General features: G+C 47.7%; 13 protein-coding genes. 10 read left to right on the plus strand and 3 right to left on the minus strand.

Translation table 11 applies throughout. The features are described from left to right. Nucleotides 1–71: 71 nt before the first annotated feature. Nucleotides 72–1,451: a sigma 54-interacting transcriptional regulator gene (locus tag B9A22_RS10030; RefSeq protein ID WP_084575598.1), complete on the minus strand. Its 1,380-nt coding sequence runs from the start codon at nt 1,449–1,451 to the stop codon at nt 72–74. After that, a complete protein-coding gene (gene atoS / locus B9A22_RS10035; RefSeq protein ID WP_084575599.1) occupies nt 1,444–3,285 on the minus strand; it encodes a two-component system sensor histidine kinase AtoS in 1,842 nt (613 codons plus the stop codon). The genes B9A22_RS10030 and atoS overlap by 8 nt, the downstream gene beginning before the upstream one ends. A 353-nt stretch (nt 3,286–3,638) precedes the next feature. On the opposite strand from atoS, the gene B9A22_RS10040 reads away from it, so the two are divergent. Then, nucleotides 3,639–4,085: a flavodoxin gene (locus B9A22_RS10040; RefSeq protein ID WP_084575600.1), complete on the plus strand. Its 447-nt coding sequence runs from the start codon at nt 3,639–3,641 to the stop codon at nt 4,083–4,085. A gap of 97 nt (nt 4,086–4,182) precedes the next feature. Here B9A22_RS10040 and mrdA read toward each other — a convergent pair whose 3' ends face one another. Next, nucleotides 4,183–6,045, minus strand: a complete 1,863-nt coding sequence (mrdA, locus tag B9A22_RS10045; RefSeq protein ID WP_084575601.1) for a penicillin-binding protein 2 — start codon at nt 6,043–6,045, stop codon at nt 4,183–4,185. A 311-nt stretch (nt 6,046–6,356) separates the two neighbouring features. On the opposite strand from mrdA, the gene B9A22_RS10050 reads away from it, so the two are divergent. The 9 genes from B9A22_RS10050 (at nt 6,357) to B9A22_RS10090 (ending at nt 15,530) form a co-directional block, all read left to right on the plus strand. Then, nucleotides 6,357–6,770: an RrF2 family transcriptional regulator gene (locus tag B9A22_RS10050; protein WP_084575602.1), complete on the plus strand. Its 414-nt coding sequence runs from the start codon at nt 6,357–6,359 to the stop codon at nt 6,768–6,770. Between the two features lie 21 nt (nt 6,771–6,791). Beyond that, nucleotides 6,792–8,177 carry a cytochrome ubiquinol oxidase subunit I gene (locus B9A22_RS10055; RefSeq protein ID WP_084575603.1) on the plus strand — a complete coding sequence of 462 codons (1,386 nt, stop codon included), beginning with the start codon at nt 6,792–6,794 and terminating at the stop codon, nt 8,175–8,177. After that, nucleotides 8,168–9,172, plus strand: a complete 1,005-nt coding sequence (gene cydB / locus B9A22_RS10060; RefSeq protein ID WP_084575604.1) for a cytochrome d ubiquinol oxidase subunit II — start codon at nt 8,168–8,170, stop codon at nt 9,170–9,172. Before B9A22_RS10055 ends, cydB begins: the two co-directional genes overlap by 10 nt. 134 nt (nt 9,173–9,306) lie before the next feature. Continuing rightward, on the plus strand, nt 9,307–11,415 hold the full coding sequence (locus B9A22_RS10065; RefSeq protein ID WP_084575605.1) for a WD40 repeat domain-containing protein: 2,109 nt from the start codon (nt 9,307–9,309) through the stop codon (nt 11,413–11,415). An 18-nt stretch (nt 11,416–11,433) separates the two neighbouring features. Next, nucleotides 11,434–12,759: an Hsp70 family protein gene (locus B9A22_RS10070; RefSeq protein WP_084575606.1), complete on the plus strand. Its 1,326-nt coding sequence runs from the start codon at nt 11,434–11,436 to the stop codon at nt 12,757–12,759. A 14-nt stretch (nt 12,760–12,773) separates the two neighbouring features. Further along, complete coding sequence (locus B9A22_RS10075; protein ID WP_084575607.1) at nt 12,774–13,154, plus strand: DUF1257 domain-containing protein; 381 nt, start codon at nt 12,774–12,776, stop codon at nt 13,152–13,154. A 26-nt stretch (nt 13,155–13,180) separates the two neighbouring features. Beyond that, complete coding sequence (locus B9A22_RS10080; RefSeq protein WP_084575608.1) at nt 13,181–14,728, plus strand: AAA family ATPase; 1,548 nt, start codon at nt 13,181–13,183, stop codon at nt 14,726–14,728. Nucleotides 14,729–14,748: 20 nt separating this feature from the next. Continuing rightward, nucleotides 14,749–14,949: a DUF2997 domain-containing protein gene (locus tag B9A22_RS10085; RefSeq protein WP_084575609.1), complete on the plus strand. Its 201-nt coding sequence runs from the start codon at nt 14,749–14,751 to the stop codon at nt 14,947–14,949. Then, a complete protein-coding gene (locus B9A22_RS10090; protein ID WP_084575610.1) occupies nt 14,946–15,530 on the plus strand; it encodes a 4Fe-4S single cluster domain-containing protein in 585 nt (194 codons plus the stop codon). The genes B9A22_RS10085 and B9A22_RS10090 overlap by 4 nt, the downstream gene beginning before the upstream one ends. The last annotated feature ends 98 nt before the right edge of the window (nt 15,531–15,628 follow it).

Below are 15,628 nucleotides of genomic sequence, written 5' to 3' on the forward strand. Positions count from 1 at the left end.
TTTAAAAATAATGAACTAATTTATTGACGACAGTGCGCATTTTCTTGCGCAGTGCGCACTTTTTTTCGTACTTACTCAATCTCATATTCTTGAATTTTGTATAAAACAGAGCGCCTGCTCATACCCAGCTCTTTGGCCGTTTTTGCCTTATTACCCTGATTACGCTGCAGCGCTTCTTTGATGAACATACACTCGACTTTCTTGATCATCTCTTTTAGGGTTTTTCCTTCAGGTTTTTCAAACCCAAACGAGCTCACTAGGTCACTGTCATTACTGTACTTGAGATTATCAGGTAAATCTTCCGGGAAAATCCTGCTGCCGGTACTCATAATAACAGAGCGTTCGACTATGTTAGCCAACTCCCGCACATTGCCCGGCCAATTGTAGTTTTCTAACAGTTTCAAAGCATCTGGATCAAACCCCATAATATCTTTCTCGTTTTCTGCTGTGAATTTCTGCAAAAAATAGCCAGCCAATAGCTCGATGTCTTCCCGGCGTTCCCGGAGGGGTGGTGCTGACAGGCACACAACATTTAAACGATAGTACAAATCCTGCCGGAAGGTACCTTGCTTGACCATTTCTGCTAAGTTGCGGTTTGTTGCTGCCAGCACCCTAATGTCGGTTTTAATAGTTTTATTGCCGCCTACCCGCTCAAATTCCCGTTCTTGTAGTACCCTTAAGAGCTTGACCTGCAAATTTGGTGAGATCTCGCCGATTTCATCCAAGAATAATGTTCCGTGGTCGGCTTGCTCAAACCGTCCTGGGCGGCGCATAACAGCACCGGTAAACGCGCCCTTCTCATGGCCAAACAGCTCACTGTCCAGAAGACTTTCCGGCAATGCCCCGCAGTTGATTTTTATAAAGGGACCACTATTCCGTTTACTATTATAATGTATGGTATTAGCAATCAGCTCTTTGCCTGTACCGCTTTCGCCGGTAATTAGCACACTGGCATTACTCTGAGCGATTTTAGCTATATCTTGGCATAACTCCTGCATTTTTGGACTGTTGGTTATAATTTTGTCTAACCGGTAGCTAGCGATTAACTGCTGGTTTAAAACATAGATTTTTTCAGTCATTTTTTGTAATTGAATGGCGCGATTAGTTAATAATTTGACTTCTTCAATATCAAAAGGTTTAATAACATAATCAAAGGCACCTAGTTTGATGGCTTCTACTGCCGTTTCTACCGCAGCATAGGCTGTCATCAGAATAACAGTAACATTCTGCCTTATTTTCCGCATTTCTTTAAATGCTGTTATACCGTCAATGTTAGGCATGCGTATATCCATAATAATTAGGTCAGGCTGAACCGTCTTGAATTTGCTCAAAGCCTCTTCGCCGCTCTCAGCACACACCACTTGATAGCCTTCTCGTTTTAAAACAGCTGACAGTAATCTGCGCACACTGTCTTCATCATCAACAACCATAACCGTATAGTTGCTATTCATCAGCTTCGCCTCCATGATGTAAAACAGGAAATTGTAAGGTAACCGCAGTGCCGTTACCGATCTCGCTTTGGATATCAACCCGTCCATAGTGGGCATTAATGATTCGCTGCACCACTGCTAGACCCAATCCGGTTCCAGTCACTTTGGTAGTAAAAAAGGGATCAAAGACCTTGCTTAAATCGGCTGGCGTAATGCCATTGCCGGTATCGGTGATACTTACATGCACAAAACTACTAGGCCCCTGCCATGTTGCAATTTCAACTATTCCCTGGCCTGTGATGGCTTGCACAGCATTAATTAACAGGTTGAGTAAAACCTGTTTGAGCTGCTCGGCATCTCCCTCGATTTGAGGGATTGTTTCACCAAACTGCAGCCTAAACTCCACTTTATGTTTGGTACCTGTGTTTTTAACCAATACTAGCGTCTCCTTGATTAAGCCGTTGATATCCACCAGTTTATAATTGGTTTTACAGGGCCGGGAAAAATATAAGAGGGTCTCAATAACGCGGTTTACCCGATCCACTTCTTTAATGATCACAGGCATATATTCTTGTCGTTCTTCTTCGGTGTCTGTGTCTTGCAAATATTGTACAAATCCTTTTATGGCAGTGAGCGGGTTGCGTATTTCATGGGCAACACCAGCCATTAATTCTCCTAAGGAGGCTAAGCGCTCGGCTCTCAGTATCTGCGCCTGGAGGCGATGCTGCTCTGTTAAATCTTTGAATACGACAACTGCGCCAATAATCTTATCGGTACTGTCTTTTAGACGGCTGGTACTGATGCTGATGTAAATATCTTTATTTTTCACAGGATATTCCATCTCGATGCCGATATAATTTGTTCCTGTTGCTAGGGTATCTAACAGCAAACTATTAAAATGCTTGCCTTCACAGAAGATCTCTTTATAAGGCTTATCTACAATTTCTGAGCAAGTATAGCCTGTTAAGGTTTCGGCAGACTTATTGGCACTGGTTATATTGCCATTAATATCGACAGTAATGACACCATCGGCAATACTGTGCATAATATTTTGGTTTAACGTCTGGGCGTTGAGCAAGGAACGCGTCATATGATTGATGGCATCACTAATCTGTCCCATTTCCCCCTCCATGGGAATAAGCCGGTGATCTAGGTCAAATCTCAGCTGCTCCAGGCCGTTTTTTATGGTCTCGACGTCATGGATAAAACCCTTGGTCATCCAGAAAAACAATAGTAAACTAACGATAATGCCGATACTTACAGCCAGGTAGATGTTGTAGTCCATGGATGCCATTTGCGCATGGATGTCATCGGTCAGCTCGTTTGCCCAGATATACCCAATAACCTCGCCATGACGTATAATAGGAATCATGGCGTTCATAATATCGCCCCTGACCATTGGCGCAAATTCAACCAGCCGTTCGCCTGTATTCATAACCTTACGGCCAGGATGTGTGGGTCCTATGGTAATGCCAACCTTATCGGCATATTTATCACTTGGGCCATACGTAATAATTGCATCAAGTTCCATACTATAGTACCCGGCGCCAACCCCGGGATAAGCGCTGGTCAAGGTATCAGTGTAATTCTTCAATACCTCATTTAATGCTTTTATCTGCGTCGCACGATCTGCATTGTCAGCACTTCTTGATATCAATATTTCATTGTAACCTTCGCCAAGGTTATTATCTAATAATAAAGCGATGCCAAATAATTTAGCCTGTTTTTCTACTAGTAATGCTTCTTGTGTTTCTAATTTGATTATATATCCGGTTAAGAGTATCGGAATACTCACGATAATTAAAGTAAACAAAATCATCTTATTGCGTAATGTCTGGGGTACTAAACGTTTCATAAGGCGTACTCCTCTAGTTTAATTGTCACGAAAATAGGGCAAGAGACCTGCCCAGGGCTCATCTGTAAAAAAAGACTCTCTGATTTTTATAATACTATCTCATCTGCGTTGAACTGTAAATAAGCGATTACCTGGCGTCGAAGAGTCAATGAAGCAAGGGAGAGAATAAAAAGACCAATTAATATACTGGGAGATATTGACTAAATCGTGCTTTCGCGCTATTATTAATGATAACGATTATCAATTTCATTAATAAGTATACAATAGCGGAGGTGAGCAGCTGATCTAAAGCTTGGCTGATATTTTTTTTGACAATCAATTGAGAATCTATTTCAATTACGGGAGGCGTAAGTATGAAGAAGATAGTTGTTATTTATTGGAGTGGTACTGGGAATACCGAACAAATGGCGACAGCTGTAGCGGACGGCGCTAAAAATAATGATGGGGTTAGTGTTGAATTAATTGCTGTAAGCAACGCGTCAAAGAGTAATGTGCTTGAAGCCGATGCTGTAGCCCTGGGATGCCCATCTATGGGTGATGAGGTTTTGGAAGAGACTGAGATGGAGCCATTTGTGAAAACATTACAGGCTGCTGAATTAACTGGAAAGCCGCTTGCATTGTTTGGTTCTTATGGCTGGGGCGAGGGACAGTGGATGACAGATTGGGTGGAGAGAATGAAGGGCCTTGGAGCTGTACTTGTTGCTGACGGATTGATTGTTCAAGAAGTTCCCAATGAAGAAGGGCTAAGTCTTTGTAAGGAACTAGGAATGAAACTGGCTTTATCTGCTGTTAAGGAATAAGCCAATAAGATATTGATTGAGCTGGCAGGAAAGACAATAAACCAAGAAGGGATACTCAAAGCAGCTGCTGCTTCAGTATCCCTTCTTGGTTTTTTAGCTATTGTTTAGGTTTAGCTGGAGTTGAGCCTATTTTGGCAGCTTCTTTTTCGGCAAAGATATCAGCCATATCTTTAGAAGCCGGTAAATTAAAAGCTGCTTCCATGATTTTGCGGGCAATTGGCGCAGCTGAGTCTGACCCATAGCCGCCTTGCTCAACCATGACGGCAACGGCAATCGTAGGGTTGTCAAATGGCCCATAAGCGACAAACCAGCCATGGTCATCGCCATGCGGGTTTTCGGCAGTACTTGTTTTACCAGCAATGGGAATAGGAAATCCTTCAAAAATGTATGCGGCAGTACCTCCTGGCGCGACAACCGCGCGTAAGGAATCGCGGATAGTCTTGAGGTTTTTTTGTGATATAGGTAGGGTACCTAACTCTTCAGGTACGAAGGATTTAACAGTTTGCCCTTCAGGCGAAACAATTTTACTTACCAGGTAGGGGCGGTAGCGGTGGCCGCCATTTGCTATCTGGGAGATAACTGAGGCCATCTGTAGAGGTGTTGTAAGCTGAAATCCCTGACCGATGGCAGCATCAAAGGTTTCAGACAGATACCATTCTTCGTCATATACTTTTTCTTTGTACTTGCGATTGGCAACAAGGCCTTCGCTTTCGCCGATAAGGTTAATGCCTGTAGGCGCTCCCAGACCGAACGCCCTAGCCCATTTCTCCAAGTTATCGATGCCTAGGCGATTGCCTAATTCATAGAAGAAGACATTGTCTGATTTCACCATAGCCACTTGAAAGTCAATCCAGCCCAGCGCCGCACCGTGGGCGTTGCCCTTAGGTACCAGCCAGTGCTGGCCGCTGTCAAAGATTTTTTCTTCAGGCGTTACCTTGCCCATTTCAAGTGCTGCTGTGCCTGTAACGATCTTGAAGGCTGATCCAGGTGGGTATTCGGCGTCAATAACCCGGTTCTGCATCGGATTAAAGGGATTATCATTAATTGCGCTCCAGTCTTTGGATGATATACCGCCATTGAACAAATTGGGATTAAAGGTCGGACGGCTTACCATTGCAAGAATTTCGCCAGTCTGCGGATTAATGGCCACAGCGGCGGCTGCCTTGGCGTTAGGGTTGCCTAACTGCTTTTGCAGATACAGAAGCCGGTCATCAATAGCTTTTTCAGCTGCTTTTTGAATCTTAGCGTCAATGGTTAGTATCAAACCATGGCCTAATACCGGTTCTTTTTTGCCCAGCATTTGTACCGGTTTGCCGCTTACATTGACTTCTATTTGACTGCCGCCGTTTATACCGCGAAGTTCTTTGTCATATACTTTTTCAAGGCCGAACTTACCGACAATATCGCCGGTCTTATAGCCTTCGGTCTTCTTTTTCTTTAGCTCATCCTCACTGATTTCGCCAACATAGCCAAATAGATGGGCACCCATTTCGTTATTGATGTAATTACGCACAGCCTGAACCTCAATGACAACACCCTCAAGCTGGTTCCGGCGTTCTTCAATCCTGGTAATAATCTCAGGACCCACGTCATGCTTAATCTGTATAGGCGCAAGCGGATTGTCCTGCTGTGTTATTTTCTTCTTAATATCCTCAGGCTTCATAGCTAGAATATCGGCTAACCTGACAATAACCTCATCAGCTATTGGCCCGGAAATGGGGACTAAAGATACGGTGAAGCCGGGGCGGCTAGAAACAAGCAAAGTGCCGTTGCGATCATAGAAAGCACCGCGAGGAGCAGTAATTGGCATAAGTCGTATGCGGTTATTGTCCGCTTGGAGTGCAAAAACTTCTCCTTGCACTAGCTGCAATATTACTAACCTGCTTACTAGCGCTGCAAAGATTAAGAAAACGATAAGCGCCACACCATCAAGCCGGCGATTCGAGTTAGTCTTGACCATAATGCTCCTCCCTAGAAGATAAAAGTCCAGCGTCCAAGATGATGGCGCAGATTCCGTAATTGGACATCAGTACTATTCAGTTTAGCAGAAGCCTGGAATAGCTTCAATGAACAGATTTTAGCAGTATTTTTATTCTAGATGCAGCCCAATTAAATCGCACAGGTAATGATACGGTATTGCGAATTATTTTTTATTAATACAATTTTCTAACTAAGAACTATTGACAAAATTTAGGCAAGAGCAGTACAATAAAATTAATACTATACCAGTTCAGTATATATTTATTATGACAAGTAAAAGGTGGTGATGCTGTGCAGCTAAACCAGGCCACTGATTATGCATTTCGGGTGGTGTTATATCTGGCCAGTCTGCCGTCAGGCGAGGTGGCAAACGGTGTAAGTATTGCCGAAAGACAGAACATTCCATCCCGGTTTCTTCAGAAAATTATGCGTAAGCTTGTGGCTGCCAGCTTGGTCAAATCGTATCGTGGCGTTGTGGGTGGTTTTACATTGGCAAAGCCTGCTAACGAAATTACGCTGTATGATGTCATTAGTGCCATGGAGGGCCCGCTCGGCATTCAGCGCTGTCTGAACGATCGTAAGGTGTGCAATCGCGATTGTGGTCAGGAATGTCCGGTGCATCAAGCGCTGGCTGCAGTTCAGGACCGGCTGATTGCTGATTTATCCACTGTTACTTTTGCAGCTCTAGCTGCTAAAGCAAAATAAATTTAAGTAGGAGGTAGGAGCATGGAAGAATTACTTTTGTCCCGTTGGCAGTTCGGGATCACGACCATCTATCATTTCTTGTTTGTGCCGTTGACACTGGGTCTGTCGCTTATTGTCGCTATTCTGGAAACTATCTATGTCCGCACTGGTAACGAAATGTACAAACAGCAAACCAAATTTTGGGGTAAACTATTTCTTATCAACTTTGCTATGGGTGTGGTCACAGGTATTGTTCAGGAGTTTCATTTTGGCATGAACTGGTCAGAGTATGCTCGTTTTATGGGGGACATTTTTGGTGCGCCGCTGGCCATGGAGGCACTTACCGCTTTTTACCTTGAATCGGTATTCATCGGCCTCTGGATATTTGGCTGGGAACGTATTCCTAAAATGCTGCATGCTGTCAGTATCTGGATTGTAGCATTGGCTACCAATCTGTCGGCTTTCTGGATCTTGACAGCCAACTCCTTTATGCAGTCGCCGGTTGGCTATGTTATTAATAATGGCCGGGCTGAAATGACTGATTTTGTCGCACTCATTACTAATCCTTATGTGTTCTACCAATTTCCGCATACTGTATTATCAGGTCTGGTGACGGCTGGTTTCTTTGTTCTCGCGATCAGCGCCTATCATCTTCTCCGTAAAACCCATTTGGATTTTTTCCGGGCCTCATTTAAGCTTGGGCTTGTCTGGACGACAGTCAGCTTATTTCTCCTTATGGGCAGCGGTCATGCACAGACCCAATTTATGGCCAAAGCCCAGCCGATGAAGCTGGCTGCTGCTGAAGCACTATGGGAGACGGCTAATCCAGCCCCCTTTGCCATAGCTGCAGTTATTGATGAGCAGAATAAGACCAATACAGTTGAACTAAAAATCCCTGCCATGCTGTCATTGCTGGCCAATAATGATCCAAACACTGCTGTAAAAGGTATTAAAGATATTGAAAAAGAGTATATCGCTAAATACGGCCCAGGTAACTATGTGCCGCCAGTAACACCAGTGTTTTGGAGCTTTAGAATCATGGTGGCGGCAGGCAGTGTCATGATGCTTGTGGTGCTGGCAGCTGGCTTCTTCTGGTGGCGCGGCCAACTGGAAGCCAAGACTTGTGTGCTGAAGGCTGTACTGTGGAGCCTGCCGCTGCCGTATATTGCCAACTCAACAGGTTGGTATGTTACCGAGGGCGGACGTCAGCCGTGGATTGTATTCGGATTGCAAAAGGTAGATCAGGCTGTGTCGCCGTCAGTTGGCGCAATCAGTATCTGGATTTCATTGATTGGCTTTACCCTGGTATATGCCTTGCTGGCAGCAGCTGCTGTGTATCTTGTGCAGAAATTTGTCCGGCAAGGGCCTGTTTCCACACCGGTTAACACTAATAAACCAGCAGCAAAGGGGGCGACGTTATGGACCTAAGTGTACTGTGGTTTATTCTGCTCACGGTTCTCTTTATCGGGTTTTTCTTTCTGGAGGGGTTTGATTACGGTGTGGGGATCCTGCTTCCGTTTTTAGGGAAAAATGATACTGAACGCCGGGTCATTATTAATACGGTCGGTCCGGTATGGGACGGGAATGAGGTGTGGATGATTACCGCCGGAGGCGCTATGTTTGCCGCTTTCCCGCATGTATATGCCACCTTGTTCAGTGGTTTCTATCTGGCGCTGTTCCTGATGTTGATTGCACTGATTGGGCGGGGAGTCGCTTTTGAATTCAGAAGTAAAGACGAAAACCCGGCATGGCGATCGACCGGTGATTTTATGATATTTTTTGGCAGTGCCATACCGGCTCTGCTTTGGGGCGTGGCAGTGACCAATCTGATTCAGGGTGTACCTATTAATGCCAAGATGCAGTATGTCGGCACTTTCTTTGATTTGCTAAGTCCATATACATTGGTAGGTGGTATTGCCTTCTTCCTGGTATTTACTTTTCATGGCGCACTATATCTGACACTCAAGACTGAGGGTGATATGGTGGAACGGGCCAGGAATGCGGCGGTAAAGACTGGGGTTTTAGCAGCGGTTTTTTGCCTGACGCTTGTCGGTATGACCTATACCAACACTGATTTGTTTACTAGTATGGGCGCAGGTATTAGTCTGTGGGGTGCAGTGGTCATGTTTGTCGGTGCTTATGGCGCGGTATATGTCAAACGCTATGGACTAGGTTTTATTTTAAGCAGTTTGACTGTGGCTCTGACGACAATCGCCTTCTTCTGGGGGCTGTTCCCCCGTCTCATGGTTTCAAGTCTTAACCCAGCCTGGAGTTTGACTATCGTCAACTCATCTTCTTCGCACTATACTCTGACGATCATGACCATTGCTGCCTTGGCCTTAGTGCCGGTAGTACTGGTGTATCAGGGATGGGTCTATTGGACGTTCCGCAAACGGGTAAATGCCAAAGAACTGGAGTATTAACAGGGGAAGGAATAAAGAAAGCACGGCTTGCGCCGAGCCGTTGGCGACAGCGGAAGTCGATGCTGCCTTATCCAGACGGAAAGTTATACTTTCTAACAGGACAAACGAAAGACGATGTATAAGGTGGTGAAATAATGGCGCTTCGTGATGATGACAAAGATTTTTTACGGCAGCTAGCTTGGATTTATCCTAGTGACTATATGGCAGAACTCAAAGAGTTGGTCGAGGCTGTCGTTAAAGAACAGTTGGCTGCAGGCGAGCGCCAAAATATCCGCGACATTGTCTGGGGTATCATGAATAAAAGTCGGTCTGGGGCGAGTGATGCTTCGCCTGACCAAGATAGCGCCAGTGACCAAGCGGCTCAAGCGGAAGCTGACCGGGAAGTGCGGGAAAAAGTGCTGTCAGCGCTTAGTGCCGGTAAGCCGCATATCCCCGCCGGAATGGGGCCTGAGGGTATTGGGCCGCTCATCGAAACACTTGCTGCTGACGTGGGCGCAGCCGCCTGTGCCAGGACGGCGCTTAGTTCTTTAACTGATAGCGGTGCTATAGATGCTTTTTGCAGTGAGTGGGCTAAGAGCCGGTGTCCTGAGCTGGAAGAAATATTACTTGAAGCTGGGTATCTGGCTTCACAGCCACTGGGCATCAGGTTGTCAACTGTATTGAAAACAGGTGCAGACAGGGTTATGTTAGACGATGGGCCGGAACTTGTGCCTGAGTTGCTAATCGCTGTTGATGATTCTGACCGGATTATTGCCGGACGTGCCAGACGGTTGCTCTTAACGTTAACTGACAGGCAAGCCATTGACGCTGTATGTGAAATCGTATTGGCTGAGGCTGATAATGAACGATTGAAATCATGGGCTGTTATTGCACGCTACGCTCCATCTAATGACAGCCGGGCTGCCTTTTTCTACGCAGCGACCGGACAATGGGATAAGTATTATGCACTTGACTGGCAGGAAGCACGGCCGCTCTTGGCTAAAGGCTACAAGGAAGCTGGATCTGCTGAGAGGCAGCGTTTTCTGGAGGTTGTTCGCAAAGATGGTCAAAGCCTGCTGCTAGCCGGACTGCTCTTAGAGAACAGTGGTCATGACGAATATGAGGAAATTACTACGAAAGATTGGGAGACCATGCTTGAGCTGCTGGTTAGTCAGCAGCGATGGCCTGAGTTATATCGCCTTGCCTTTCGCGCGCCGGTAAACTGGGCAGCCGAGATTACGCTAATGCTGCAAAGTGCAGGCTGGCAACCGCGGGCATGGGAACGCCCGGGGTGGGAGAAAACCCTGGCTGTATGTCCTCAAAATGGACGAGAGGCTTTTGTTCCTGACGGTAGGGAAATGGCTTTACTGGAGTTCGCGCTGACAGATACCGTTATTGAGTGTGCGGCATTTCATCCTAATGGGCGGATTGTGGCGGGCGGAGGTCGGGATGGCCGGCTGAGATTATGGCAGATCGGCAGCCGTCATGTATGGCGAACGGTAGATATTCATGCTGATGCCATTACGGCAATCGCCTTTACGCCTGACGGGCGCTATTTGGCAACTGCTGGACGGGAAGGAAAAGCACATACTTGGCGGCTGCCTGAGGTAAAATGGGTTAACAGTGTAAACGGTCAGCCAGGGATGGTAACTGCGCTGGAGGCTGACTACAGTGGTCAACTACTGGCAGCTGCTTGTGCCGGTGGCGCGGCAGCTGCCAGGGTTTGGGGCTGGGATGGTGCGTATATGGTCAATCAGGGGCAGTATCCGGGCAGTGTTTTTGGTGCAGCTGCTGTCAATGCCCAGCTGCGGGTGGCAGTTGGTGGTGGGCGGGACGGAAAGATCAGGGTATATGCGCTAACAGGCAGTAAATGCGGCAACCGGTCTTGGGCGGCCCACATCGGCGCAGTGGAGTCCTTGAAGCTGAGCGGAGATGGCAGAATAGCCGTAAGTACGGGCGCGGACGGCATGTTAAGGGTATGGCAGCCTGAGTGCGGCCAATTATTATGGAGTATGCCAGAGTCGGGCAGGCTGCTGGCAGTCAGCTATGATGGCTCGACAGCGGCAGTAAGCAAACCAGAAGACGGGATTATTGCCATTAAACAAATACGCATGATAAAGCCGCTGGCCCGTGCTACTCATGCAGATTGGCGACAGGCCCAAGAGCTAATGGCAGTGCCGGATCTTGTGCCGGCGGTCGGGCAGGCGGTGACGTTTTTACATACTCTGTTGGCCGGGAAATTCCGGTATGACATTATGCTCTAGTCATAGGGAGGGGATCGGGTGGCTGGACGGTTGGTAATTGATTTTGGCAATGCATATACGGTAGCTGCCTATTGGCGGCAAGTGTCCCGGCAGGCTGAGACGCTCTATGTGCCTGGGGTTATGCGGCCGATACGCACAAGCACTGACCGTAATGGCAAGGCTGTATATGCAGCTCCCGCTCTGATCCTGTATGGGGGAGCGGCTGAGGAATATTTGATCGGGCAGGAGGTTGCCGAGAATTTGAGCGGCCTGACAGATGACCGGAAGATATTTAGTAATCTAAAGCTAGATATTATTACCGGTAAACGGGTGTACAGTGCGGCCGGCGGCCGGCGGCTCTCTGGTCAAGAGATAGCCAGAGACTATATAGCTGCGGTCATCAGCCGGGCCGGTCAAGCTCTTGGCTTAGGTAGTGAAGCTGTCATTACCTTTACTGTGCCGGTGGCAGCCTGTATGGATGAGGCTGTCTGGCAGCGGTATCGCAGCTGGCTGGCAGGTGCTGTCAGGCAGGCTGGTTTTACCCGGATGGAGCTGGTAGAGCACCCTTGGGCAGCTGCCTGGGGGGCAGGTATGCGAATAAAGCCGGAGGACCGATATCTTGTACTGGATCTAGATGCTGGTATTGTAGAAGCAGCTGTTGTTCAAGCAGGTCATAGTTTAGGCTGCGATGAGCGGCAGCTACGGGTTTTAAGTCATGTCCGCGAGTGGCTAATGGGGCCAACGGTTGGGCAAGCGAGTGATAATGAGTGCGCCAATCAGTTAGAAACGATACTGCAGCAGACACTCCGCCAGGCGGCCAGGCTGGGATATGCCGGGGATGATTTGGCCGGGGTCATTGTGACCGGGGACGGTGGTCAACAGCTGCCGTTCAAGCAAGGTATACATGATTTCTTTGTAGGAATTCCTATTTATGATAAACGTTTACTTGATGCCGCCGCCTGTGGCGCTGCAGCGTTAACTGCAGGCTTTGATGCCTGTGGTTATATCAGGCACAACTATGGGCTGCGCTATTTAGATCAGGACCACTATCAATACCGGCTGTTGACGGTGAGCGGAACTTTTTATCCTAGTGATGGCCCTGTTGCTGAGCTGACTATTAGGGCCGGTTATGAAGGACAGCAGGAGTATGCATTGTTTATTTACCGCCTGGAGCAGGGCGGCAGTCATTGTATTAATGAAGATAGTCCGCTCATTATAACGACAGGTGCTCCGGCCAGCTCTGGTCAGGCGGCTATTCAAGCCAGTATCAGCATTGATGGAGCCGGGCAGCTGGTAGTAACGGCTTACGAGGTTGGCAGCAAGCAGATACTTGTTAACAACGCACCGGCAGCCAAGCTTATGTAGAGGAGGGAATAACAATGTCGCATTTTACTCAGGTAGCCACTAAGATTGCCAATAAAGAATTATTGCTGACCTGTCTTAAAGAGTTAGGCTATGAGATTGAGGAAAAAGTGTCAATCAGAGGGTACCGCGGCCAGGAAACGCCAGTTGATATTGCTGTGCGCATGCGGCAGGGATATGATATTGGTTTTACACTAGGTGCTGACGGGACATATAGCTTTGTGGCTGACTGGTTTGGGGTGCAGGGTGTGAGTGAGCAGCAGTTTACTACCAAAGTTCAGCAGCAGTACGCCCTGGGGACAGTGATGGAACAGGTTAATCGCCAGGGATTTAATGTTGTCGAGCAGCAGCGGGATCAGGACGGCCAAATCAGACTAATCGTAAGACGTTGGGTGTGAGATGGCAGAATGAAGGAGGTAAGGGAATGGATAATTTTGCCGAGCAATTTGATACATATATAAGAGCGCGTGTCACACTTGTTGTTATTGTGACACCTGAGGAACAGCGGGCTATTGAACATGTCAAGACGGTGTGTGAGCAGAAAAACCGTACTTGTCTGTCATGGGATGTTGCTGACGGGTTTGTTGTATTGGCTGGGAGGACTTCCCTGGATTTAAAATGCCGGGACCCGCTGGTGGCGCTTGATCTAATGGAAAAGACAGGGATGGATAATACCGGAGCTATCTTTGTCTGTAAGGATTTTCACGACTTTTGGACCAACCCGCCTGTCAGGCGCAAACTTAGAAGCGTAGTACAACGCCTGACCCAAACCCGGACCTCTATTGTGATTACAACCCCTACCGGCCAAATTCCCGATGAATTGCAGGATGAGGCTGTGGTTATCCACCTGCGGCGTCCGAACGGAGAAGAACTTGACAATGTACTAGACGGTCTGTTAAAAGGTGCCAATGTTAAAATGAACCTGACAGAAACCGGACGGGAAAAGGTTGTCCAGGCCGCAATGGGGATGACAGCCGGTCAGGCCCGGCGGGTATTTTCTAAAGCGATTGTTACCTGTGGCTGCTTGGATGACCGCAGTATCTCCCTGATTACTGAAGAAAAGGCTCAGCTGGTACGTCAAAGTGAAGCGCTTGAGTTCCTGAGCACTACTGAGACAGCCGAAAGCGTTGGCGGCCTGGGTGTCTTAAAAGACTGGCTCCGGCTTAGGGAAAAAGCCTTTACCAAAGATGCCCGCGATTATGGTCTGCCTGCACCTAAAGGGATTGCCATGGTCGGTATCCCTGGAACAGGCAAGAGCTTAACCGCGAAAATGATCAGTGGCCTGTGGCAGTTGCCGCTTTTAAGATTGGATGTCGGCGCTTTGTTTGGCTCCTATGTCGGCGAGTCGGAAGACAGAACCCGCCGGGCACTGCACATTGCCGAGACGATTGCCCCCTGCATTTTGTGGGTTGATGAAATTGAAAAAGCATTTGCCTTCGGTTCTGGCGATGCCGGTACCAGTCAGCGTGTGTTTGCCACCCTTCTAACCTGGATGCAGGATAAAAAAGCGCCCTGCTTTGTTGTCGCTACTGCCAACAACATTGCCGCCTTGCCGCCTGAACTTATGCGCAAAGGCCGGTTTGATGAAATCTTCTTTCTTGACTTACCCCATATGGCTGAGCGCCGCGAAATCTTTGTCACTCATCTCAAACGCCGTAACCGTTCGCCGCGCGAATTTGATATCAAGCGCCTGATAAAAGAGTCGGACGGCTATGTCGGGGCTGAGATTGAACAGGCTATTATTGATGCCATGTACCTTGCCTTTAGTGATAATATGCGCGAAATCACCACTGAGGATATTGTGTTGTCGTTAAAACGCCAAGTACCGCTATCAGTTTCCCAGCGGGAAAATATTCAGTACCTTCGGCAGTGGCTGCAAGAAGGCCGCGCCCAGTCGGCCTCCTATCCGGGTGAATTTGCTGGCGAACCAGGTTCCGGTCAGGTACTCTTAGAAATTGAGGAGCAGGACTAAAGCGGAAAGGGCGGGAGAAGATGGATAAAGAGGAACTGGAGATTACCATTGATGCGAGCGGCAATGTCAGTATCAAAGTGGTTGGCGCCAAAGGCGGCAAATGTCTGGATATTACCAAGCCGATCGAAGATGCGCTCGGCGAAGTTAAGGTACGTGACATGACGCCCGAGTACTACGAACAGCCGGCTGATCCTGCGAAAATCAGAGACAACCGGCGATGAACGTCCAGGGAAAAAATAGGCAGGGCGGCCTGATTAACATGGCCGCCTTTTTACCTAAATCTGTTGTAAATGGTCCTGGTCTTCGTGCCGTAGTCTGGGTTCAGGGCTGTCCCCGGCGCTGCCAGGGCTGCTTTAACCAGGACATGCTTGAGTTTAAGGACAACCAGGTAGTCTCTGCAGAGGAACTGGCCAGCAGTATTCTGGCTATCCAGGGGATTAATGGCGTCACTTTCTCCGGGGGCGAACCATTTGCTCAAGCCGACTCCATCGCTGAGCTGGCTGAGTACTTAGCTATACAGGGGTTAACGATAACCATTTTTACAGGTTATACCTATCAGGAACTTAAGGCTGCGGCTAACCCCGGCTGGAATAGGCTGCTTGCAGTTGCTGACTTGCTGGTCGCCGGGCCGTATGTTAAAGAGCGTCCTTCGAACGAGTATCTCTTAGGATCGGCTAACCAAGAACTTATTTTTCTTACCGACAGACTGCGAGAGCATCCGGATTTTACAAAAAATGCTGGTCATGCACGGGAGTTTAGTATTGATGCTGCAGGCAATATTGTTATATCAGGTCTTGGATGATGAGGTAATACAAATTATTTCCTGGCATTAAAGTGCCAGGCTTTACTTTTTTATGATAATATTAGATAATGAGGGATACTATACTGGCGTAAATTTTG

This window comes from Sporomusa malonica (assembly GCF_900176355.1).
In the GTDB taxonomy this organism is placed as follows: Bacteria; Bacillota; Negativicutes; order Sporomusales; family Sporomusaceae; genus Sporomusa; species Sporomusa malonica.

Bases quoted from the DNA above. Each gene is read 5' to 3' on its own strand.
- B9A22_RS10055 (WP_084575603.1), top strand. From the start codon at position 6,792: ATGGAAGAATTACTTTTGTCCCGTTGGCAGTTCGGGATCACGACCATC.
- mrdA (WP_084575601.1), bottom strand. From the start codon at position 6,045: ATGGTCAAGACTAACTCGAATCGCCGGCTTGATGGTGTGGCGCTTATC.
- B9A22_RS10065 (WP_084575605.1), top strand. From the start codon at position 9,307: ATGGCGCTTCGTGATGATGACAAAGATTTTTTACGGCAGCTAGCTTGG.
- B9A22_RS10040 (WP_084575600.1), top strand. From the start codon at position 3,639: ATGAAGAAGATAGTTGTTATTTATTGGAGTGGTACTGGGAATACCGAA.
- B9A22_RS10030 (WP_084575598.1), bottom strand. From the start codon at position 1,451: ATGAATAGCAACTATACGGTTATGGTTGTTGATGATGAAGACAGTGTG.
- B9A22_RS10080 (WP_084575608.1), top strand. From the start codon at position 13,181: ATGGATAATTTTGCCGAGCAATTTGATACATATATAAGAGCGCGTGTC.
- B9A22_RS10075 (WP_084575607.1), top strand. From the start codon at position 12,774: ATGTCGCATTTTACTCAGGTAGCCACTAAGATTGCCAATAAAGAATTA.
- atoS (WP_084575599.1), bottom strand. From the start codon at position 3,285: ATGAAACGTTTAGTACCCCAGACATTACGCAATAAGATGATTTTGTTT.
- B9A22_RS10085 (WP_084575609.1), top strand. From the start codon at position 14,749: ATGGATAAAGAGGAACTGGAGATTACCATTGATGCGAGCGGCAATGTC.
- B9A22_RS10090 (WP_084575610.1), top strand. From the start codon at position 14,946: ATGAACGTCCAGGGAAAAAATAGGCAGGGCGGCCTGATTAACATGGCC.
- cydB (WP_084575604.1), top strand. From the start codon at position 8,168: ATGGACCTAAGTGTACTGTGGTTTATTCTGCTCACGGTTCTCTTTATC.